Genomic DNA, 15,799 nt, shown 5'->3' with positions numbered 1-15,799 from the left:
GGAGGCCGTCCCGCGCTCCGGGTCACGGCAGCGCCCGGCGGGCCGGTGGGTGTGCGCGATCCGTCGACTCCCTTGCCGTACCGGTCGATGCCTCGGTGACGAGGTGGGCGAGCAGGATGCCCGTGGCCCGTCTGCTGAGGGAGCGGGCCGCCGGGATGAGGCGGCCGTGGTCCCGAGCGGGCAGGGACAGGGCGATGCCGGACGCTCGGCCCGGCAGGCCGAGCGAGTAGGCGACGCACACCTCCGTGCGCGAGTACTCCAGGAGGTCGAACTGCGCGGCGTGCGGGCCGTGCCCGTCGAGCCGCTCGACCAGGTCGCGGGGGTCGGTGATGGTGCGCTCGGTCAACTGGACCGACGGGTGCCGCGCCAGGTGCTCCATGCGGGTGTCGAAGTCCAGCTGGGCGAGCAGGCACTTGCCGACCGCGCTGGCGTGCCCGGTGTCGCTGAACGGCGCCCACTCGTCGACCGGCGGGGCGGAACGGCTGTACGCGGCCTCGTGGATGCGGATCTCCCCGTCGACGTAACTGCTCAGGTACACCGCGGCGTCCAGCTCGTCGCGCAGGTCGGCGAGGGCCCGCCGGAGCAGGTCGCGGTCCGGGGCGCCGGTCGCGCGCAGCAGCGGTCCCGGGCGGTGGGCGCCGCCGACGGTGGTGATGAGGTGCTGGTCCCGCAGCCAGTCCAGGAACCGGACGGTGGTGTTGAGGGACATGCGGGTGCGCTGGGCGAGGGTACGGGTGTCGATGCCGTCCGCGCCGTCGATCAGGTGCAGCAAGTCCCGGGCCCGCAGGGCCGCTTGCCAGGCACGCGGCTTCGGGGCGAGCGCCGGGCTGTGCCGCGCCATGTCGTTGAGCACTGCCGGGCGCAACGCGTTCGCCGACCACCAGGGCTCGCCCGACGGCCCCTCCGGCGAGCCGCCGTCCGCCCCGGGGACCGCGGCCACGGGACGGGCGGGGTGTGCGGGGCCGGCCGGGTCGGGCAGCCACAGCGCGGGCACCTCCGCCGGGCCCGTACGCGCTCCGAGTCCGGCGGAGTCGTCCGTGCCCGCCGCCTGCTCCCGTCGGCCCCGCGCGAGGGGCGGCAGCGGGGGAGGAGGTACGAGGAACAGTCGCGGCGCACGCCCACCACCACGACCGGCACCCAACTCCCTTACGGAGTCGCCTGTCTGATCGGGCATCAACAACTCCTCCTCGACCCCGAGCAGGCGGCGCGCCTCGTCGAAGTACGTCCCGTCCTCGACCCGCGGCGTGGCCACGTCCGAGTCCGGGTCCGTGTCCGTGTCCGGACGGCGGTGGGCGTGGGCACGCAGGAGGCGGGCAGCGTCGCCGTGGCCGAGCCGTGCAGCCTCGGCGACCAGGAACCACGCCTCGTGCCCCCAGTCCGCACCCGCCCGCAGCGCCACCACCGCGAGCCGGAACAGCGCCCCCGGGTGGCCGCACGCCGCCGCGTCCCCCAACCAGTCGGCGGCGGCGGCGAGTTCACCCCGGCCGAGGGCGCGGGAGCCGAGGCGGTACAGCGCGTTCGCCCGTCGCCGCGCCTCCAGGCCGGGCGGTACGGAACGGTCCTGCCGTACGGCCCCGGAGTGCGGGCCGAAGTCTCCGTCGGGGCGGTCCCAGTGGTCCGGCGGGCCGGTCAGGGCGTCGATCAGCTCGTCCAGGCCCGGGGGGACCTCGGGGGCCGTGGGCGTCCGGACGGCGCGGTCGTCGCCGCGGCCCTCGTCGTAGCGGCTCACACCCGTCCCCCTTCCTTGTCCGCACTGCGGGATGCGTCGGTGCCGCGGGCGTCCGCATGACGGCCCCGCGCACCGCGGGCGGCGCCCGTACCGCGATTGGCGTTGCGGTGCCGGTCGCGGATGAACTCCACGAGGGCCCGGCGCAGGTCGACCACCGCCTTGTGTCGCTCCCGGTACACCTGGTCCGCCCGCATCCCGAGCACCGCCGCGATCTCGATGTCCGTCAGGCCGCGGCTCTGCAACTGCACCACCTGGCGGCGCTGGCTGTGCGGCATCGCCTCGATCGCCGGCCACACCAGGTCGACCAGCGCGTCCGCGTCGTACGGCCCCGACTCGGCCTCGCCGCAGCGCTGTTCGGGCAGGTACGCCTGCAGGTCGTCGCCCGCGAGCTCAAGGCGGCGCTCCGTGCGCAGCCGCGTCTTCGCCAGGTTGAGCGCGGCCCGCGTCAGATACGCCCGTACGTTGACGTCCTCGTCCAGCTCGCCCGCCCGGAAGCGGCGGGCCACGCTGAGGAACGCCTCCTGCGCCACGTCCTGGCAGGCGTGCAGCGACAGTCGACGGTTCGTGCCGCGGCGCAGGGTGTGCGGCATCGTCGCCATGAACTGCGCGTAGGCGTCGACGAGTTGCTGCCCGAGCCCGCCGTCCACGGCGAAGCCGTCCGTGTGCGCCTCACCTCCCACCACGGAACCGCTCCCTCGCACCGGTGCAGCGCACGGCCCCGCGCCGGGCCGCCACGGGAGGGGTTCCCTGCCGCCGCCCGCGGCTCCGCCGCCGCTCCAGCCAGCCGGGCAGCAGGGCGGCAAGCACGGGGGCGAGCCCGCTCACCACGGCCGAGGCAACCCCGGCCCACTCGAAGGACGCCGTCATGTGAGTCGATCTCCATCTGGTCCGCAACGGACGCGCAACACGCCTCACCAGTCCGACGGGCGACCGGCCGCAGTTCTCCCCCGCGGATCACAAGCAACCACAAGTGACTGATCACGACGCCCAAGTGACCACGCCGGGAAAGGAGTTGGCCGGAGCTTCACCGAGTGTCATATGCCAGTCGCGGCGCGGGGACGCGACCACCGCGCGAGGGCCGTACGCAGAAGGGTCCGACGAGGCTCGGCCCCCTTCCGGCGACGAAGCGCGCCGTACCTCCCTCGGCCGGCACACCACCCCATCTGCCCGCAGCGTCCGCCGGGCCGCCACCGAGCCGACGCGCAGAGCCGCAGCTCCGTGTCACGCTGCGCGCCTGCGCGCACTCAGTCGGATGCGGCCGGCCGAGGGGGGCGAGCGCCGCCCCCGCGTCCACGGCGCGACGCAGAGCGCCCGCGTTCCCGCCGCGACGCAGCGCGCGCCGCAGGGCGGCCAGGCCGCGGCCTGCGGCTGGTCGCACGGTGGTCGAAGACAGGGCCGTACGGCTCGTCGCAGGCAGCCGATGACCCATCGGTTCACCGGGCCCCGAACGGTCACCCGGTGCGCGCCCGCCGCCCTCGTCGGTTCCCGCCGGTGAGCGCAAGACCCGGGCCGCCTCGGCCGACGGCGCGCGTCCTGGCCCCCGCCCCCGTCCCGGCAGGGGCGGCCTAACAAACAGGGCCCCTCGGCGTGCCCGGTGGGAAAATGTGCGCAATGAGAGATCTGCGGCGTTCCTCGACCCGGGCCACGGAGGCTTCGGCCGTGCCGCGGCGTTCGGGGGGACTGAGTCCGCGGAGCGTGGCTGGGCAGGTGCTGTTGCTGCAGCTGGGCGTGGTCGTGCTGCTGATCGCCGCGACCGTCACCGTCCTCGTGCTGCAGGCCCGGCAGCAGGGCACGCGCGCGGCCCGCGAGCAGGTCCTCTCCACCGGCGAGGCGTTCGCGAACGCGCCGGGCGTCGCGGAGGCGCTCGACGGACCCGACCCGACCGCCGAGCTGCAACCCCGTACGAACAAGGTCAGGGAGGCGTCCGGTGTCGACAACCTGGTGGTGGCGACACCGGCCGGGATCCGGGTCGCCCACCGTGACCCGGAGCTGATCGGCGGCCATGTCATCGGCCACTACCAGGAGGCCGCGCGCGGGGAGGCGGCCACGTTCATCGACTCGGGGCCGCTCGGCCGGTCGGTGTACGCGACCGTGCCCGTGTTCCGGCCGGACGGCTCGGTCGCCGGGATCGTCATCCCCGAGATCACCCTGGAGAACGTCAACGAACAGGTGGGCCACCAGCTCCCCATGCTGTTCGTGACCGCGGGCGGCGCGCTCGTCCTCGCCACCGCGGGCGCCGCCCTGGTCAGCTGGCGCCTGCGCCGCCAGACCCGCGGCCTCGGCCCGAGCGAGATCACGCGGATGTACGAGCACCACGACGCGGTCCTGCACTCGGTCCGCGAGGGCGTCCTGATCGTGGCGGCGGACGGCCGGCTGCTGCTCGCCAACGACGAGGCCCGCCGCCTCCTCGACCTGCCCGACGACGCCGAGCAGCACCGCGTCTCCGACCTCGGCCTGGCCCCCGGAGTCGCCCGGCTGCTCACGGCGGGCCGCCGCGCCACGGACGAGGTGCACCTGGCGGGCGATCACCTGCTCGCCGTCAACGTGCGCCCCGTCGACGGGCAGGGCGGCCTCGCCGGCACCGGCCCGTCCGGGGTCGTCGCCACCCTCCGCGACACCACCGAGCTGCAGGCCCTGACCGGCCGCGCCGAGGTCGCCCGCGAACGGCTGCAGCTCCTTTACGACGCGGGCGTCCGGGTCGGCACCACCCTCGACGTCGTCCGCACCGCCGAGGAGGTCGCCCAGGTCGCTGTGCCCCGCTTCGCGGACGTGGTGAGCGTGGAGCTGCTCGACCCCGTGCTGCGCGGCGAGGAACCGCACGGCTCGGGCCTGGAGATGCGCCGTACCGCCATCGTCGGGGTGGAGGGCGACCATCCGCTGTACCGGGTGGGCGAGCTGATCCACCTCGTGCCGGGCGTGCCCGCCGCGCTCGGCGTCACCGGCGGGCACGCCGTACTGGTGACGGACCTGGCCGTCGACCAGGCCTGGCGGGCGCAGGACCCGGAGCGGTCTCGGCGGCTCCTGGAGGAGGGCTTCCACTCGATGATCGCCGCGCCGCTCGGCGCCCGGGGGAAGATCCTCGGCACGGCCACGTTCTGGCGCCGCGGGGACTCGCCGCCGTTCGACGAGGACGACCCGTCGTTCGCCGAGGAGCTGGCGGCCCGCGCGGCCGTCGCCGTCGACAACGCCCGCCGGTACACGCACGAGCACACGATGGCGGTCACCCTGCAGCGCAGCCTGCTGCCGCGCACCCTGCCCGAGCAGTCCGCGCTCGACGTGGCGCACCGCTATCTGCCCGCGCAGGGCGGCGTGGGCGGCGACTGGTTCGACGTGATCCCGCTGCCGGGCGCGCGCGTCGCGCTGGTCGTCGGGGACGTGGTCGGGCACGGGCTGCACGCCGCCGCCACCATGGGCCGCCTGCGCACCGCCGTGCACAACTTCTCCGCCCTCGACCTGCCGCCCGACGAACTCCTCGCCCATCTCGACGAGTTGGTGGCCACCCTGGACGCCGAGGAGGCGACGGACTCCGAGGCCCCGGACGTCACGGGCGCCACCTGCCTGTACGCGATCTACGACCCGGTCGACGGCAGGTGCACCCTCGCCCGCGCCGGGCACCTGGGCCCCGCCCTGGTCCTGCCGGACGGTTCCGTGGAGCTCCCCGATGTGCCCGTGTCGCCGCCGCTCGGCCTCGGCGCGGGTTTGCCGTTCGAGACGGCGACGCTGCAGCTGCCCGCCGACTCGCGGCTCGCGCTGTTCACCGACGGCCTGGTGGAGCGCCGCGACCGGGACATCGACGCCGGGCTGGCCGAGCTGCGCGCCGTCCTCGCCGAGCATCCGGGCGCCGACCCCGAGTCGATCTGCACGGCCGTCGTCGACGCGCTGCGTCCCGAGCGTCCGCTCGACGACATCGCCCTGCTGGTCGCCCGCACCCGCCTGCTCGACCCGGACCAGGTCTTCGTCCGCGAGGTGCCGGACGACCCGGCCGAGGTGCCGCGCGTACGGGCCGAGATCGACGAGCGGCTCGCGGCCTGGGGGCTCACGGAGATCGCGTTCACCACCGAGCTGATCGTCAGCGAACTCGTCACCAACGCCATCCGCTACGGCACCCCGCCGATCCGGCTGCGCCTGCTGCACGACGCCAACAGCCTCATCTGCGAGGTCGCCGACGCCAGCAGCACCTCCCCGCACCTGCGCCGCGCGGCCACCACGGACGAGGGCGGGCGCGGCCTGTTCCTGGTGGCCCAGTGCGGCACCCGCTGGGGTACGCGCTACACCGCGCGCGGCAAGGTCATCTGGGCCGAGCAGTCCCTGCACGAGACAGTCACCGAGCCGGAGGCGTCGGCGGACGACCTGCTCGACCAGTGGTCGGACTTCTGAACCTGCCCGTTTGCCCGCGCCCGCTGTTGCCCGAGGCGGGCATCGTGAGGGCGTACGGGCACGGACGGGACCGGCTCGTCCCGCAGGGCATCTTCCTTGCGGGGCAAGGAAGTTGAGCCTCGGCGGGCCCCGTTCCCCGCCTCCGTCCGGAGCTGCCGACGCCCGCCTCCGTGCCCGTTCTGTGCTCCGACCCGGGCAAGTTATCTCACATTTTCTGTGAACTCAACGATTGATTTAACGTTTACGCGGTGGTTACAGTCCCGGCAATCCAAAGGCGGAGCAGCCGAAGGCGGAGTCAGGAGCGAGCCGATGCGAGCAGTTCTGGTCAGCGGTCCCGGGCAGGTCGCGGTGACCGAGCAACCCGACCCCACACCGGGGCCGGGCGAGGTGGTCGTCGAGGTGACGTCCTGCGGCGTGTGCGGTACGGACATGCACATCCTCGACGGCGAACTCCCGTCCGCCGCAAGCCCCTTGGTGCCGGGCCACGAACTCACCGGCCGCGTCGTCGCCCTCGGCCCGGACGTCACCGGACCGAAGCCCGGCACCCGCGTGGCCGTCGACCCGAACATCCCCTGCGGCGCCTGCCACTACTGCCGGATCGGCCGCGGCAACCTCTGCGACGACTACCGCGCGGTCGGCGTGACCCGCCCCGGCGGCTTCGCCGAGTACGTCGCCGTACCGGCCCGCTGCGCCTACGTCCTGCCGGAGGGGCTGTCCGACGCCGCCGCCGGACTCGTCGAGCCGCTGTCCTGCGCCGTGCACGGACTGAACCGGCTGCCGCGCCGCCCCGGCGAGCACCATCTGATCTACGGCGCGGGCACCATGGGCCTGATGATGGCCGCCGTCGTCCGCCAGGCCGGCGCCGCGTCCGTGTCGATGGTCGACCTCAACCGGGACCGGCTCGACTTCGCGAAGACCTTCGCCGCCGACCAAGTGGCCGCCGACGCCGCCGAGTTCGACCGGCCGCACGGCTTCGAAGTCGTCATCGATGCCACCGGCGCGCTCCCCGCCGTCGAGGACGGCCTCGGCCGGGTCCGCAAGGGCGGCACGTTCCTGCAGTTCGGCGTCAGCGACCCGGCCCGCAAGGCCGCGTTCTCGCCGTACGACGTGTACAACCGGGAGATCGACATCATCGGCTCGATGGCCGTGCACAACAGCTTCCAGCCGGCGATCGACCTGCTCGCCGCGGGCCTCGACCTGGACGCGCTCGTCAGCCACGTGTACGGGCTCGACGCCTTCGACACCGCCGTGGCCGACTTCCGCGCCGGCACCGGCCGGAAGATCCACATCGCGCCCGGGACGGAGGCCCACGTATGAGCCGACGTATGAGCCCGCGCACGACCCCGCGCACGAGCGCGCCCACCGCCGCGCAGGCGCCCGCGGACCGCCGCCACCCGCTCGACCGGATCGGCATCCCCAAGCCGCTGATCTGGGGCTATGTCGGGCTGCTGTTCTTCATGATCGGCGACGGCGTGGAGACCAGCTACCTCTCCAAGTACTTCGGCAGCGACCTCGGCTTCTCCGAGACCGGCGCCGGCGCCATCATCACCGTCTACGGCGTCACCGCCGCCATCGCCTCGTTCCTCGGCGCCGGACTGCTCTCCGACCGCTGGGGCCCACGGCGCGTCATGGCCGTCGGCGCGGGCATCTGGATCGCCTTCCACGTCCTGATGCTCACCGTGGCGATCCCCGCCGAGAGCTACCCGCTCGTCATGGTCACGTACGGCATCCGCGGCTTCGGCTACCCGATGTTCGCGTACGGCTTCCTCTCCTGGATCATGGCCGTCGCGCCGAAGGACCACCAGAGCAAGGCGGTCGGCTGGTTCTGGTTCTTCTACAGCTCCGGCTACCCCATCATCGGCTCGTTCCTCTTCGCCGCCGCCATGCCCCTCGTCGGCTTCTACGCCACGCTGTGGGTCTCCCTCGCGGTGATCGCGGTCGGCACGGTCATCGTCCTCGTCCTGCTGCGCGAACGCACCGGGTTCACCGGTCTCGCGCCAGGCCGCGACTCGCGCGCCGAGCTGGCCGGGACGTTCCGGATCCTCTTCGAGAAGCCGAAGTTGGGCGTCAGCCTGATCATCCGGCTCATCAACACCACACCGTCGTTCGGCATGTGGGTCTTCATGCCGTTCTTCGTCCGCGACCTCGGATTCGGCGACGGCGAGTGGAACACCCTGCTCGTCATCATGATGGTCACCAACCTCGGCGCCCTGCTCGTCTTCGGCGTACTCGGCGACAACTGGTCCGGCCGCAAGACCTGCGCCCTGTTCGGCGGCGTCCTCGGCGCGCTCGGCTGCCTCGCCTGCTACTACCTGCCCGCCGCGGCCGGGGCGAACTTCCTCGTCGCCGCGCTCGCGGTCGCCGTGTACGGGGCGGGCCTCGCCGGATACGTGCCGCTGCCCGCGATGATGGTCGCCCAGGCCCCCGAACGCCGCGGCCAGGTCATGGGCGTCTACACCCTCGGCGCCGGCCTCAGCGTCGCCGTCGGCCCCCTCATCGGCACGCTGTCGTACGGCACTTGGGGCTTCCAGGGCCTGATGTGGATCTACGCGCTCCTGCTCCTCGTCAACGCGGGCCTCTGCCTGTACGTGACGTCGCCGGGGGACGGGCTGCCCGAGGAGACCGCGGCCCCCACCGGCACCGCCGACCCGCAGCCCTCGCCCGTACCGGCAGTACCGGCCCCCTGAACCCCCTCGCGAAGGATCACCCCATGCCACCCCGCCTGCCCGCCACCATGCGCGCCGCCGTCCTGCACGGCCCCGGCGAACTCCGCGTCGAGGAACGCCCGGTGCCGACGCCCGGCCCGCGCCAGGTCCTCGTCCGCGTCGACGCCGTCGGCACCTGCGGCTCCGACGTGCACTACTACCGGCACGGCCGCATCGGCGACTTCGTCGTGGAGGCGCCCATGGTCCTCGGGCACGAACCCGCGGGCACCGTCGTCGCGTCGGGCCCCGGCGCGACCCGCCACCGGATCGGGCAGCGCGTGTCCGTCGAGCCGGGCACACCCTGCGGCGGATGCGCGGAGTGCCGGCTCGGCCGCTACAACCTCTGCCCCGACATGGTGTTCTACGCGACCCCGCCCGTCGACGGCGTGTTCTGCGAATACGCCGCGGTGCACGAGGAGTTCGCGCACGCCGTGCCCGACTCCGTCGGCGACGAGGCGGCGGCCCTGCTCGAACCGCTCTCCGTCGGCGTGTGGTCCTGCCGCAAGGCCCGCGTCGGCCCCGGCGACCGCGTCCTCGTCACCGGCGCCGGCCCCATCGGCCTGGTCGCCGCCCAGACGGCCCTCGCGTACGGCGCGAGCGAGGTCACGGTCACCGACGTGGCGCCCCGACGCCTCGCTCTGGCAAGGGAGTTGGGCATGCAGGCGGTCGACGTGTCGCGGACGCCGCTGCGGGACCTCGGGTACGAGCCGAGCGTCGTCCTCGAGTGCAGCGGCGTGCCCGCCGTGATCGGCGAAGCGATCCGCTCGACGGCACGCGCGGGCCGCGTCGTGCTGGTCGGCATGGGCGGCGACGAGGTGCCGCTGCCGCTCGCCAAGGTGCAGAACTACGAGCTGGAGGTCACCGGCACGTTCCGCTACGCCAACACCTGGCCCACCGCGATCGACCTCGCCGCCTCCGGCAGGGTCGCCCTCGACCCGCTGGTCACGCACCGCTTCGGCCTCGCCGACGCCGAACGCGCCCTCACCGTGGGCGCCGAGGACCCGACGGCGGTCAAGAGTGTGGTGCTGCCGCAGAAGTGACGTCCACGGCCGTGACGGTGACGCCGAGCGCGCGGATCGCGTCCGCCTCCGCGCCCGGCGTCCCGCTGTCGGTGACGACCTCCTCGTACCGCGCGGCGGTCCCGTACGCGTACGTGGCGGTCTTGCCGAACTTCGAACGGTCGGCGAGCAGCACGGCCCGGCCGGCCGAGTCGAGCATGGCCTCCTTGACCTCCGCGTACTCCTGCAAGGGGTGGAAGAGCCGGCCCTCGTGCACGGCCGTCGCCGACATCAGCGCCAGGTCGGCGTGGATCCGGCCGAGGGCGCGCAGCACGTCGGGTCCCGTGCACGAGTTGAACTCGCCGTGGAACCGGCCGCCGAGCAGCGTGACGCTCAACTCCTTGGCCCCGCCCAGGCGTTGGGCGATCCCGACCGAGTTTGTCACGACCGTCAGACCGGGCACGTCACGGATCGTCCCGGCCAGCGGGAACAGCGTCGACGAGTCGTCCATGAGGAGCGTCGACCCGGGGGTGACGCGCGGCGCGACGGCGGCGCACAGGGCTTCCTTCACGTCGACGTTGGCGCCCTCGCGGAACCGCGTCGCGGTCTCCATGGTGAGCGCCGGGAACGCCACGGCCCGGCCGCGCACCTTCTGCAGCAGATGCCGCTGCGCGAGGTCGTCGAGGTCCCGGTGCATGGTCATCAGGCTCACGCCGAACAGGTCGGCGAGCACGTCGATCCGCGTCTCCCCGTGCTCGGCGACATGCCGCAGAATCTCCTGCCGCCGCCGCTCGACAACGGCCTGAGAGGGCCTGGACCTGGGCGGCACGGGGGATCTCCTTTCGCCGGACGCGCCCCTGAGACGGAGCACGAAGTGCAAGTCTCAGGGGCGCGGGGAACTGCGCGAGCAACCACGGCGATCCCGCAGTCGGCGACGGTCAGTCGTCGCTACGGCGGGACGCCGCCCAGCGATCGTAGTCGTACGTACCTCAGTCCGTACCCGACTCCATCGCGGCGCGATCCAGCGCCTCGTCCTCCGCAGAGACCTCCCCGCGGGACGCGATCGCCTCGGCGCCGCCGCCGGGCATCTCCGGCATCGTGCCGATCAGCCCGGTAGCCGCGGCCTGGTCCGCGCCGATCGCCGGCGTGGACGTGCCGATCAGGCCGATGCCCGCGTACTGCTCCAGCTTCCCGCGGGAGTCGGCGATGTCGAGGTTGCGCATGGTCAGCTGACCGATCCGGTCGAGCGGGCCGAACGCCGAGTCCTCGGTGCGCTCCATGGACAGCTTGTCCGGGTGGTAGCTGAACGCCGGGCCCGTGGTGTCGAGGATCGAGTAGTCCTCGCCGCGGCGCAGGCGCAGCGTGACCTCGCCGGTGACGGCGGCGCCGACCCAGCGCTGCAGCGACTCACGCACCATCAGCGCCTGCGGGTCCAGCCAGCGGCCCTCGTACATGAGGCGGCCGAGACGCCGGCCCTCGTTGTGGTACTGGGCGAGGGTGTCCTCGTTGTGGATCGCGTTCACGAGGCGCTCGTACGCGGCGTGCAGCAGGGCCATGCCCGGCGCCTCGTAGATGCCGCGGCTCTTGGCCTCGATGATCCGGTTCTCGATCTGGTCGGACATGCCCATGCCGTGGCGGCCGCCGATGGCGTTGGCCTCCATCACCAGGTCGACCGCGGTCTCGAACTTCTGGCCGTTGATCGTGACCGGGCGGCCCTGCTCGAAGCCGATCGTCACGTCCTCGGTGGCGATCTCGACCGACGGGTCCCAGAACTTCACGCCCATGATCGGGTCGACGGTCTCGACGCCCGTGTTCAGGTGCTCCAGGATCTTCGCCTCGTGCGTGGCGCCCCAGATGTTGGCGTCCGTCGAGTACGCCTTCTCCGTGCTGTCGCGGTACGGGAGGTCGTGGGCGACGAGCCACTCCGACATCTCCTTGCGGCCGCCGAGCTCGGTCACGAAGTCCGAGTCCAGCCACGGCTTGTAGATCCGCAGGTGCGGGTTGGCGAGCAGGCCGTAGCGGTAGAACCGCTCGATGTCGTTGCCCTTGTACGTCGAGCCGTCGCCCCAGATCTGGACGTCGTCCTCGAGCATTGCGCGGACCAGCAGGGTGCCGGTGACGGCACGGCCGAGCGGGGTGGTGTTGAAGTACGCACGGCCGCCGGAGCGGATGTGGAACGCGCCGCAGGTGAGCGCGGCCAGACCTTCCTCGACCAGGGCGGCGCGGCAGTCGACGAGACGCGCGATCTCCGCGCCGTAGGTCTTCGCGCGGCCGGGCACCGAGGCGATGTCGGGCTCGTCGTACTGACCGATGTCGGCGGTGTAGGTGCACGGGACGGCGCCCTTGTCGCGCATCCACGCGACCGCGACGGACGTGTCGAGGCCGCCCGAGAAGGCGATGCCGACGCGCTCGCCGGCCGGAAGGGAAGTGAGGACCTTGGACATAGGAAGATTATGCATGCTCTCGCATGGTCATGCAAAGTCCGTTCCGCGGGCGATCTGCGTCACGCGATCCGACGCGTCCCCCGACCGCCCGCGGAACCCGGCCTCCGGCCCTGGGCCCGTACGCGGCTACACGATGCCCTGGGCCTGCATGGCGTCGGCGACGCGGAGGAAACCGGCGATGTTCGCGCCCAGGACGTAGTCGTCGGGGGTGCCGCCGTACGTCTCCGCGGTCTGTCGGCACTCGGTGTGGACGTCGCGCATCACGGCGGCGAGGCGGGCCTCGGTCTGGTCGAAGGTCCAGCGGTCGCGGGCGGCGTTCTGCTGCATCTCCAGGGCGGACGTGGCGACACCGCCCGCGTTGGCGGCCTTGCCGGGGCCGAAGAGGACACCGGCCTCGCGGAACACCTCGATCGCCTCCGGCGTGGACGGCATGTTCGCGCCCTCGACGACCGCGAGCACGCCGTTCTTCGTCAGCGCCACCGCGTCCTCGCGGCGGATCTCGTTCTGCGTGGCGCACGGCAGCGCGATGTCGCACGGTACGTCGTAGAGCGTGCCCCGCGCGGAGAAGCGGGCGGTCGGCTTGGCCTCGGCGTACACGGACAACCGCTCGCGGCGGACCTCCTTGAGCTCCTTCAGCAGCTCCAGGTCGATGCCGTCCTCGTCGACGACATAACCCGACGAGTCGGAGCAGGCGACCACCGTGCCGCCGAGCGCGTGCACCTTCTCGATCGCGTACAGCGCGACGTTGCCCGAGCCGGAGACCACGACACGGCGGCCCTCGAAGGACGTGCCACGGGTGGCGAGCATCTCCTGCGCGAAGAACACGGTGCCGTAGCCGGTCGCCTCCGTGCGGGCGTGCGAACCGCCCCAGCCGACCGGCTTGCCCGTCAGCACCCCGGCGTCGAACCGGTTGGTGAGGCGCTTGTACTGGCCGAAGAGGTAGCCGATCTCGCGCCCGCCGACGCCGATGTCACCGGCCGGGACATCGGTGTGCTCGCCGATGTGCCGGTACAGCTCGCTCATGAACGACTGGCAGAACCGCATCACCTCGCCGTCCGAGCGGCCGCGCGGGTCGAAGTCCGAGCCGCCCTTGCCGCCGCCGATGCCCATGCCGGTCAGGGCGTTCTTGAAGATCTGCTCGAAGCCGAGGAACTTCACGATGCCGAGGTTCACGCTCGGGTGGAAACGGAGGCCGCCCTTGTACGGGCCGAGCGCGCTGTTGAACTCGATGCGGAAGCCACGGTTGACCCGCACCGCGCCCTCGTCGTCCACCCACGGCACCCGGAACACGACCTGCCGCTCCGGCTCGCAGAGGCGGTCGACGACAGCGCCGCGCACGTACTCGGGGTGCCGTTCCAGGGCCGGGCCGAGGGTGGTGAGCACCTCCGTCACGGCCTGGTGGAACTCCGCCTCGCCGGGATTGCGCCTGCGGACCTCCGCCTGGACGGCCTCGATGTGCGTGCTGACGTCCATGTGTCGTCTCTCGCTCTCTGCAGTGCGGTCGGTGCGGGTGCTGCGGTCGGTGCCGTGCGGGGCGGTTTGATCGATCAGTTCGAGCTCGACTGATCGTCGCTGGGGGAGGGGGCGGGTGGCAAGAGCGCGCTTGGTCCGTGGACGGCCCGGGGCTGCGCCCCCTCCCGCCACCCCCGCTTCACGGTCGCTCTTCGGCTGCCCGCTCCGTCGGTGGCCGGTCGCGCAGTTCCCCGCGCCCCTTGTCGGGGCTGTGCCCCGGCCGGTTGTTGGTCGGCTGTCTCCGTCGTCGTGGCTGGTCGCGCAGTTCCCCGCGCCCCTTGTTCGGGGCTGCGCCTGCTGCCGCCGCCCCGCTGGACGGTCGCTCTTCGGCTGCCTGCGCCGTCGTGGCCGGTCGCGCAGTTCCCCGCGCCCCTTGTCGGGGCTGTGCCCTGGCCGGTTGTCGGTCGTCGTGCCTGCCGTTGGCTGGTTGCGCCGTTCCCCGCGCCCCTTTCGGGGGCTAGCGGGTCGCTGTTACCAGCCAGGCTGTGCTGCGGAGGTGGACTCCCTCGGCGTTCTCGGATGCGCGGAGGTGGTTCGTCAGGGTTGTGCGGGCGCGGGCTGTCGTCTCGGCGGGGACCTGGCTCGTCATCGCGCGGCCCGGGCCCGTCGCCAGCATGAAGTCCGCCGCGTCCTGCGCGTCCCGGCCCCACGTCCCGTACGCCTCCACGTGTTCCGTGCGTACGTCCGTGAAACCGGCCGACGTGAGGACCGTGCGGGCGCGGGCCGGGTCCGAGAAGGCGAACATGCCCGTACGGCCCGGCACCGCGAAGTCGCCCATCGGCAGCAGGTCCTGGAGCGACAGCATCGCCGCCAGCCACCCGTTGCCCTCCGGCTCCGCCGGGCACACGAACGCGAGCCGGCCGCCGGGGCGCAGCGCGCGGCCGATGTTCGCGAACGCGGCGACCGGGTCGGCGAAGAACATCACCCCGTACCGGCTGACCGCCGCGTCGAACGCGCCGGGCGGGAACGCGTGGACCTGGGCGTCGGCCCGCTCGAACGTCACGTTGTCCAGCCCCTCCTGCCGCGCGCTCGCCCGCGCCCGGTCGAGCATCGGGCCCGACAGATCGACGCCGAGCACCCGCCCCCGCGCCGCCCGCCGCGCCGCGAGCCGGCTGGTCTGGCCGGCGCCGCAGCCGATGTCGAGAACCCGGCCCTCCGGGCCGAACGCGGCGGCGTCGAGGAGGAGTTCGTTGAAGCCGGAGTTCACCGCGTCCCAACGGGCCTGGTTGTCCGCCCAGTACGCACCCTCGGGTCCGTTCCAGGCCTCTTCCTGCTCGGTGTTGACGACGTCGTTCATCGTTGCTCCCTCCGTTGCGGCATGGTCGGCACACCTATGATGGGCGTACGCCCAAACAGTATGGGCACACGCCCAAACTCACAACACCCTTTTCCTGTACGAGTGTTGGCGAGTCGTCCGACAGAGTGAGGTGGTCCTGTGGCTCCGCGAGGAGTGGCGATACCGGATGCGCGGGAGCGGCTGTTCGCCGCGGCCGAGCGCGTGCTCGAACGGGACGGACCCGGCGCCCTCACCAGCCGCGCGGTCACCGACGAGGCGGGCTGCTCGAAAGGCCTGCTGCACACGCACTTCGCCGGGCTCGACGACTTCGTCGCGGAACTGTGCCTCGACCGCTTCGCCCGCACCGCGCACCGCGCCGAGCAACTCCCGGCGCGCGCGGGCGAGGGCGACGTGGCCCGCACCCTCGGCGAGGTCGTGCTCGCCCTGCTGCGCTCCGGCGGACCGGCGATCTCCGCGTTCGCCCTGTCCCGCCCGGCCGCCGCGCTGCGGATCAGGGAGGCGCTGGAATCCGGCGCGCCCGGCTTCGACGCGATGGAGCGGGCGATCGCCGCGTACCTCGACGCCGAGCGGGACCTCGGCCGGGTCTCCGCGGGCGTCGACAGCGGTGCCGCCGCCCTCGCCGTGGTCGGCGCCGTGCACCACCTCCTGATGACGGCGGGCCCCGGCGCCCCGGACGTAGAGCGGCGCATCGAGGGGCTGGTGACCTTCCTCGTGGGCGGCCCGGCGGCGGGGTAGGG

11 protein-coding genes are annotated in these 15,799 nt (G+C 73.1%); 5 read left to right on the top strand and 6 right to left on the bottom strand.

From position 1 onward, the window contains the following. Positions 1–22: 22 nt before the first annotated feature. Both ACIDOF_RS34965 and ACIDOF_RS34960 read right to left on the bottom strand, forming a co-directional pair. Positions 23–1,729 (bottom strand): IclR family transcriptional regulator C-terminal domain-containing protein, encoded by a 1,707-nt coding sequence (locus tag ACIDOF_RS34965; protein ID WP_409010260.1) that lies wholly within the window; start codon positions 1,727–1,729, stop codon positions 23–25. Then, entirely contained in the window at positions 1,726–2,412 is a 687-nt protein-coding gene (locus tag ACIDOF_RS34960) for an RNA polymerase sigma factor (RefSeq protein ID WP_409010259.1), read from the bottom strand. Before ACIDOF_RS34960 ends, ACIDOF_RS34965 begins: the two co-directional genes overlap by 4 nt. A 1,012-nt stretch (positions 2,413–3,424) precedes the next feature. Between ACIDOF_RS34960 and ACIDOF_RS34955 the strand changes: the two genes are divergently transcribed. The 4 genes from ACIDOF_RS34955 (at position 3,425) to ACIDOF_RS34940 (ending at position 9,851) form a co-directional block, all read left to right on the top strand. After that, positions 3,425–6,106, top strand: a complete 2,682-nt coding sequence (locus tag ACIDOF_RS34955; RefSeq protein ID WP_409010258.1) for a SpoIIE family protein phosphatase — start codon at positions 3,425–3,427, stop codon at positions 6,104–6,106. 309 nt (positions 6,107–6,415) lie between these two features. After that, the gene (locus ACIDOF_RS34950) at positions 6,416–7,423 is read left to right on the top strand and encodes a zinc-dependent alcohol dehydrogenase family protein (RefSeq protein WP_409010257.1); all 1,008 of its coding nucleotides are present in this window, start codon (positions 6,416–6,418) and stop codon (positions 7,421–7,423) included. Next, positions 7,420–8,793, top strand: a complete 1,374-nt coding sequence (locus ACIDOF_RS34945; RefSeq protein WP_409010256.1) for an MFS transporter — start codon at positions 7,420–7,422, stop codon at positions 8,791–8,793. Before ACIDOF_RS34950 ends, ACIDOF_RS34945 begins: the two co-directional genes overlap by 4 nt. A gap of 23 nt (positions 8,794–8,816) precedes the next feature. After that, entirely contained in the window at positions 8,817–9,851 is a 1,035-nt protein-coding gene (locus tag ACIDOF_RS34940; RefSeq protein WP_409010255.1) for an NAD(P)-dependent alcohol dehydrogenase, read from the top strand. On the opposite strand, the gene ACIDOF_RS34935 is transcribed toward ACIDOF_RS34940, so the two are convergent. The 4 genes from ACIDOF_RS34935 to ACIDOF_RS34920 all read right to left on the bottom strand — a co-directional run bounded on the left by ACIDOF_RS34935 (position 9,823) and on the right by ACIDOF_RS34920 (position 15,062). Continuing rightward, on the bottom strand, positions 9,823–10,638 hold the full coding sequence (locus ACIDOF_RS34935) for a DeoR/GlpR family DNA-binding transcription regulator (protein ID WP_409010254.1): 816 nt from the start codon (positions 10,636–10,638) through the stop codon (positions 9,823–9,825). The genes ACIDOF_RS34940 and ACIDOF_RS34935 overlap by 29 nt on opposite strands. A gap of 160 nt (positions 10,639–10,798) precedes the next feature. Next, the gene (gene argG, locus ACIDOF_RS34930; protein ID WP_409010253.1) at positions 10,799–12,253 is read right to left on the bottom strand and encodes an argininosuccinate synthase; all 1,455 of its coding nucleotides are present in this window, start codon (positions 12,251–12,253) and stop codon (positions 10,799–10,801) included. A gap of 126 nt (positions 12,254–12,379) precedes the next feature. Next, positions 12,380–13,726, bottom strand: a complete 1,347-nt coding sequence (gene gdhA / locus ACIDOF_RS34925) for an NADP-specific glutamate dehydrogenase (protein WP_409010252.1) — start codon at positions 13,724–13,726, stop codon at positions 12,380–12,382. A gap of 496 nt (positions 13,727–14,222) precedes the next feature. Next, a complete protein-coding gene (locus ACIDOF_RS34920) occupies positions 14,223–15,062 on the bottom strand; it encodes a class I SAM-dependent methyltransferase (RefSeq protein WP_409010251.1) in 840 nt (279 codons plus the stop codon). Between the two features lie 138 nt (positions 15,063–15,200). Between ACIDOF_RS34920 and ACIDOF_RS34915 the strand changes: the two genes are divergently transcribed. Then, on the top strand, positions 15,201–15,797 hold the full coding sequence (locus tag ACIDOF_RS34915) for a TetR/AcrR family transcriptional regulator (RefSeq protein ID WP_409010250.1): 597 nt from the start codon (positions 15,201–15,203) through the stop codon (positions 15,795–15,797). The last annotated feature ends 2 nt before the right edge of the window (positions 15,798–15,799 follow it).

It is taken from the genome of Streptomyces sp. Da 82-17 (genome assembly GCF_046098215.1).
Classification (GTDB): domain Bacteria; phylum Actinomycetota; class Actinomycetes; order Streptomycetales; family Streptomycetaceae; genus Streptomyces.
The sequence above is the reverse complement of the archived record's forward strand: the minus strand, read 5'-3'. Positions and strand labels throughout refer to the sequence as shown.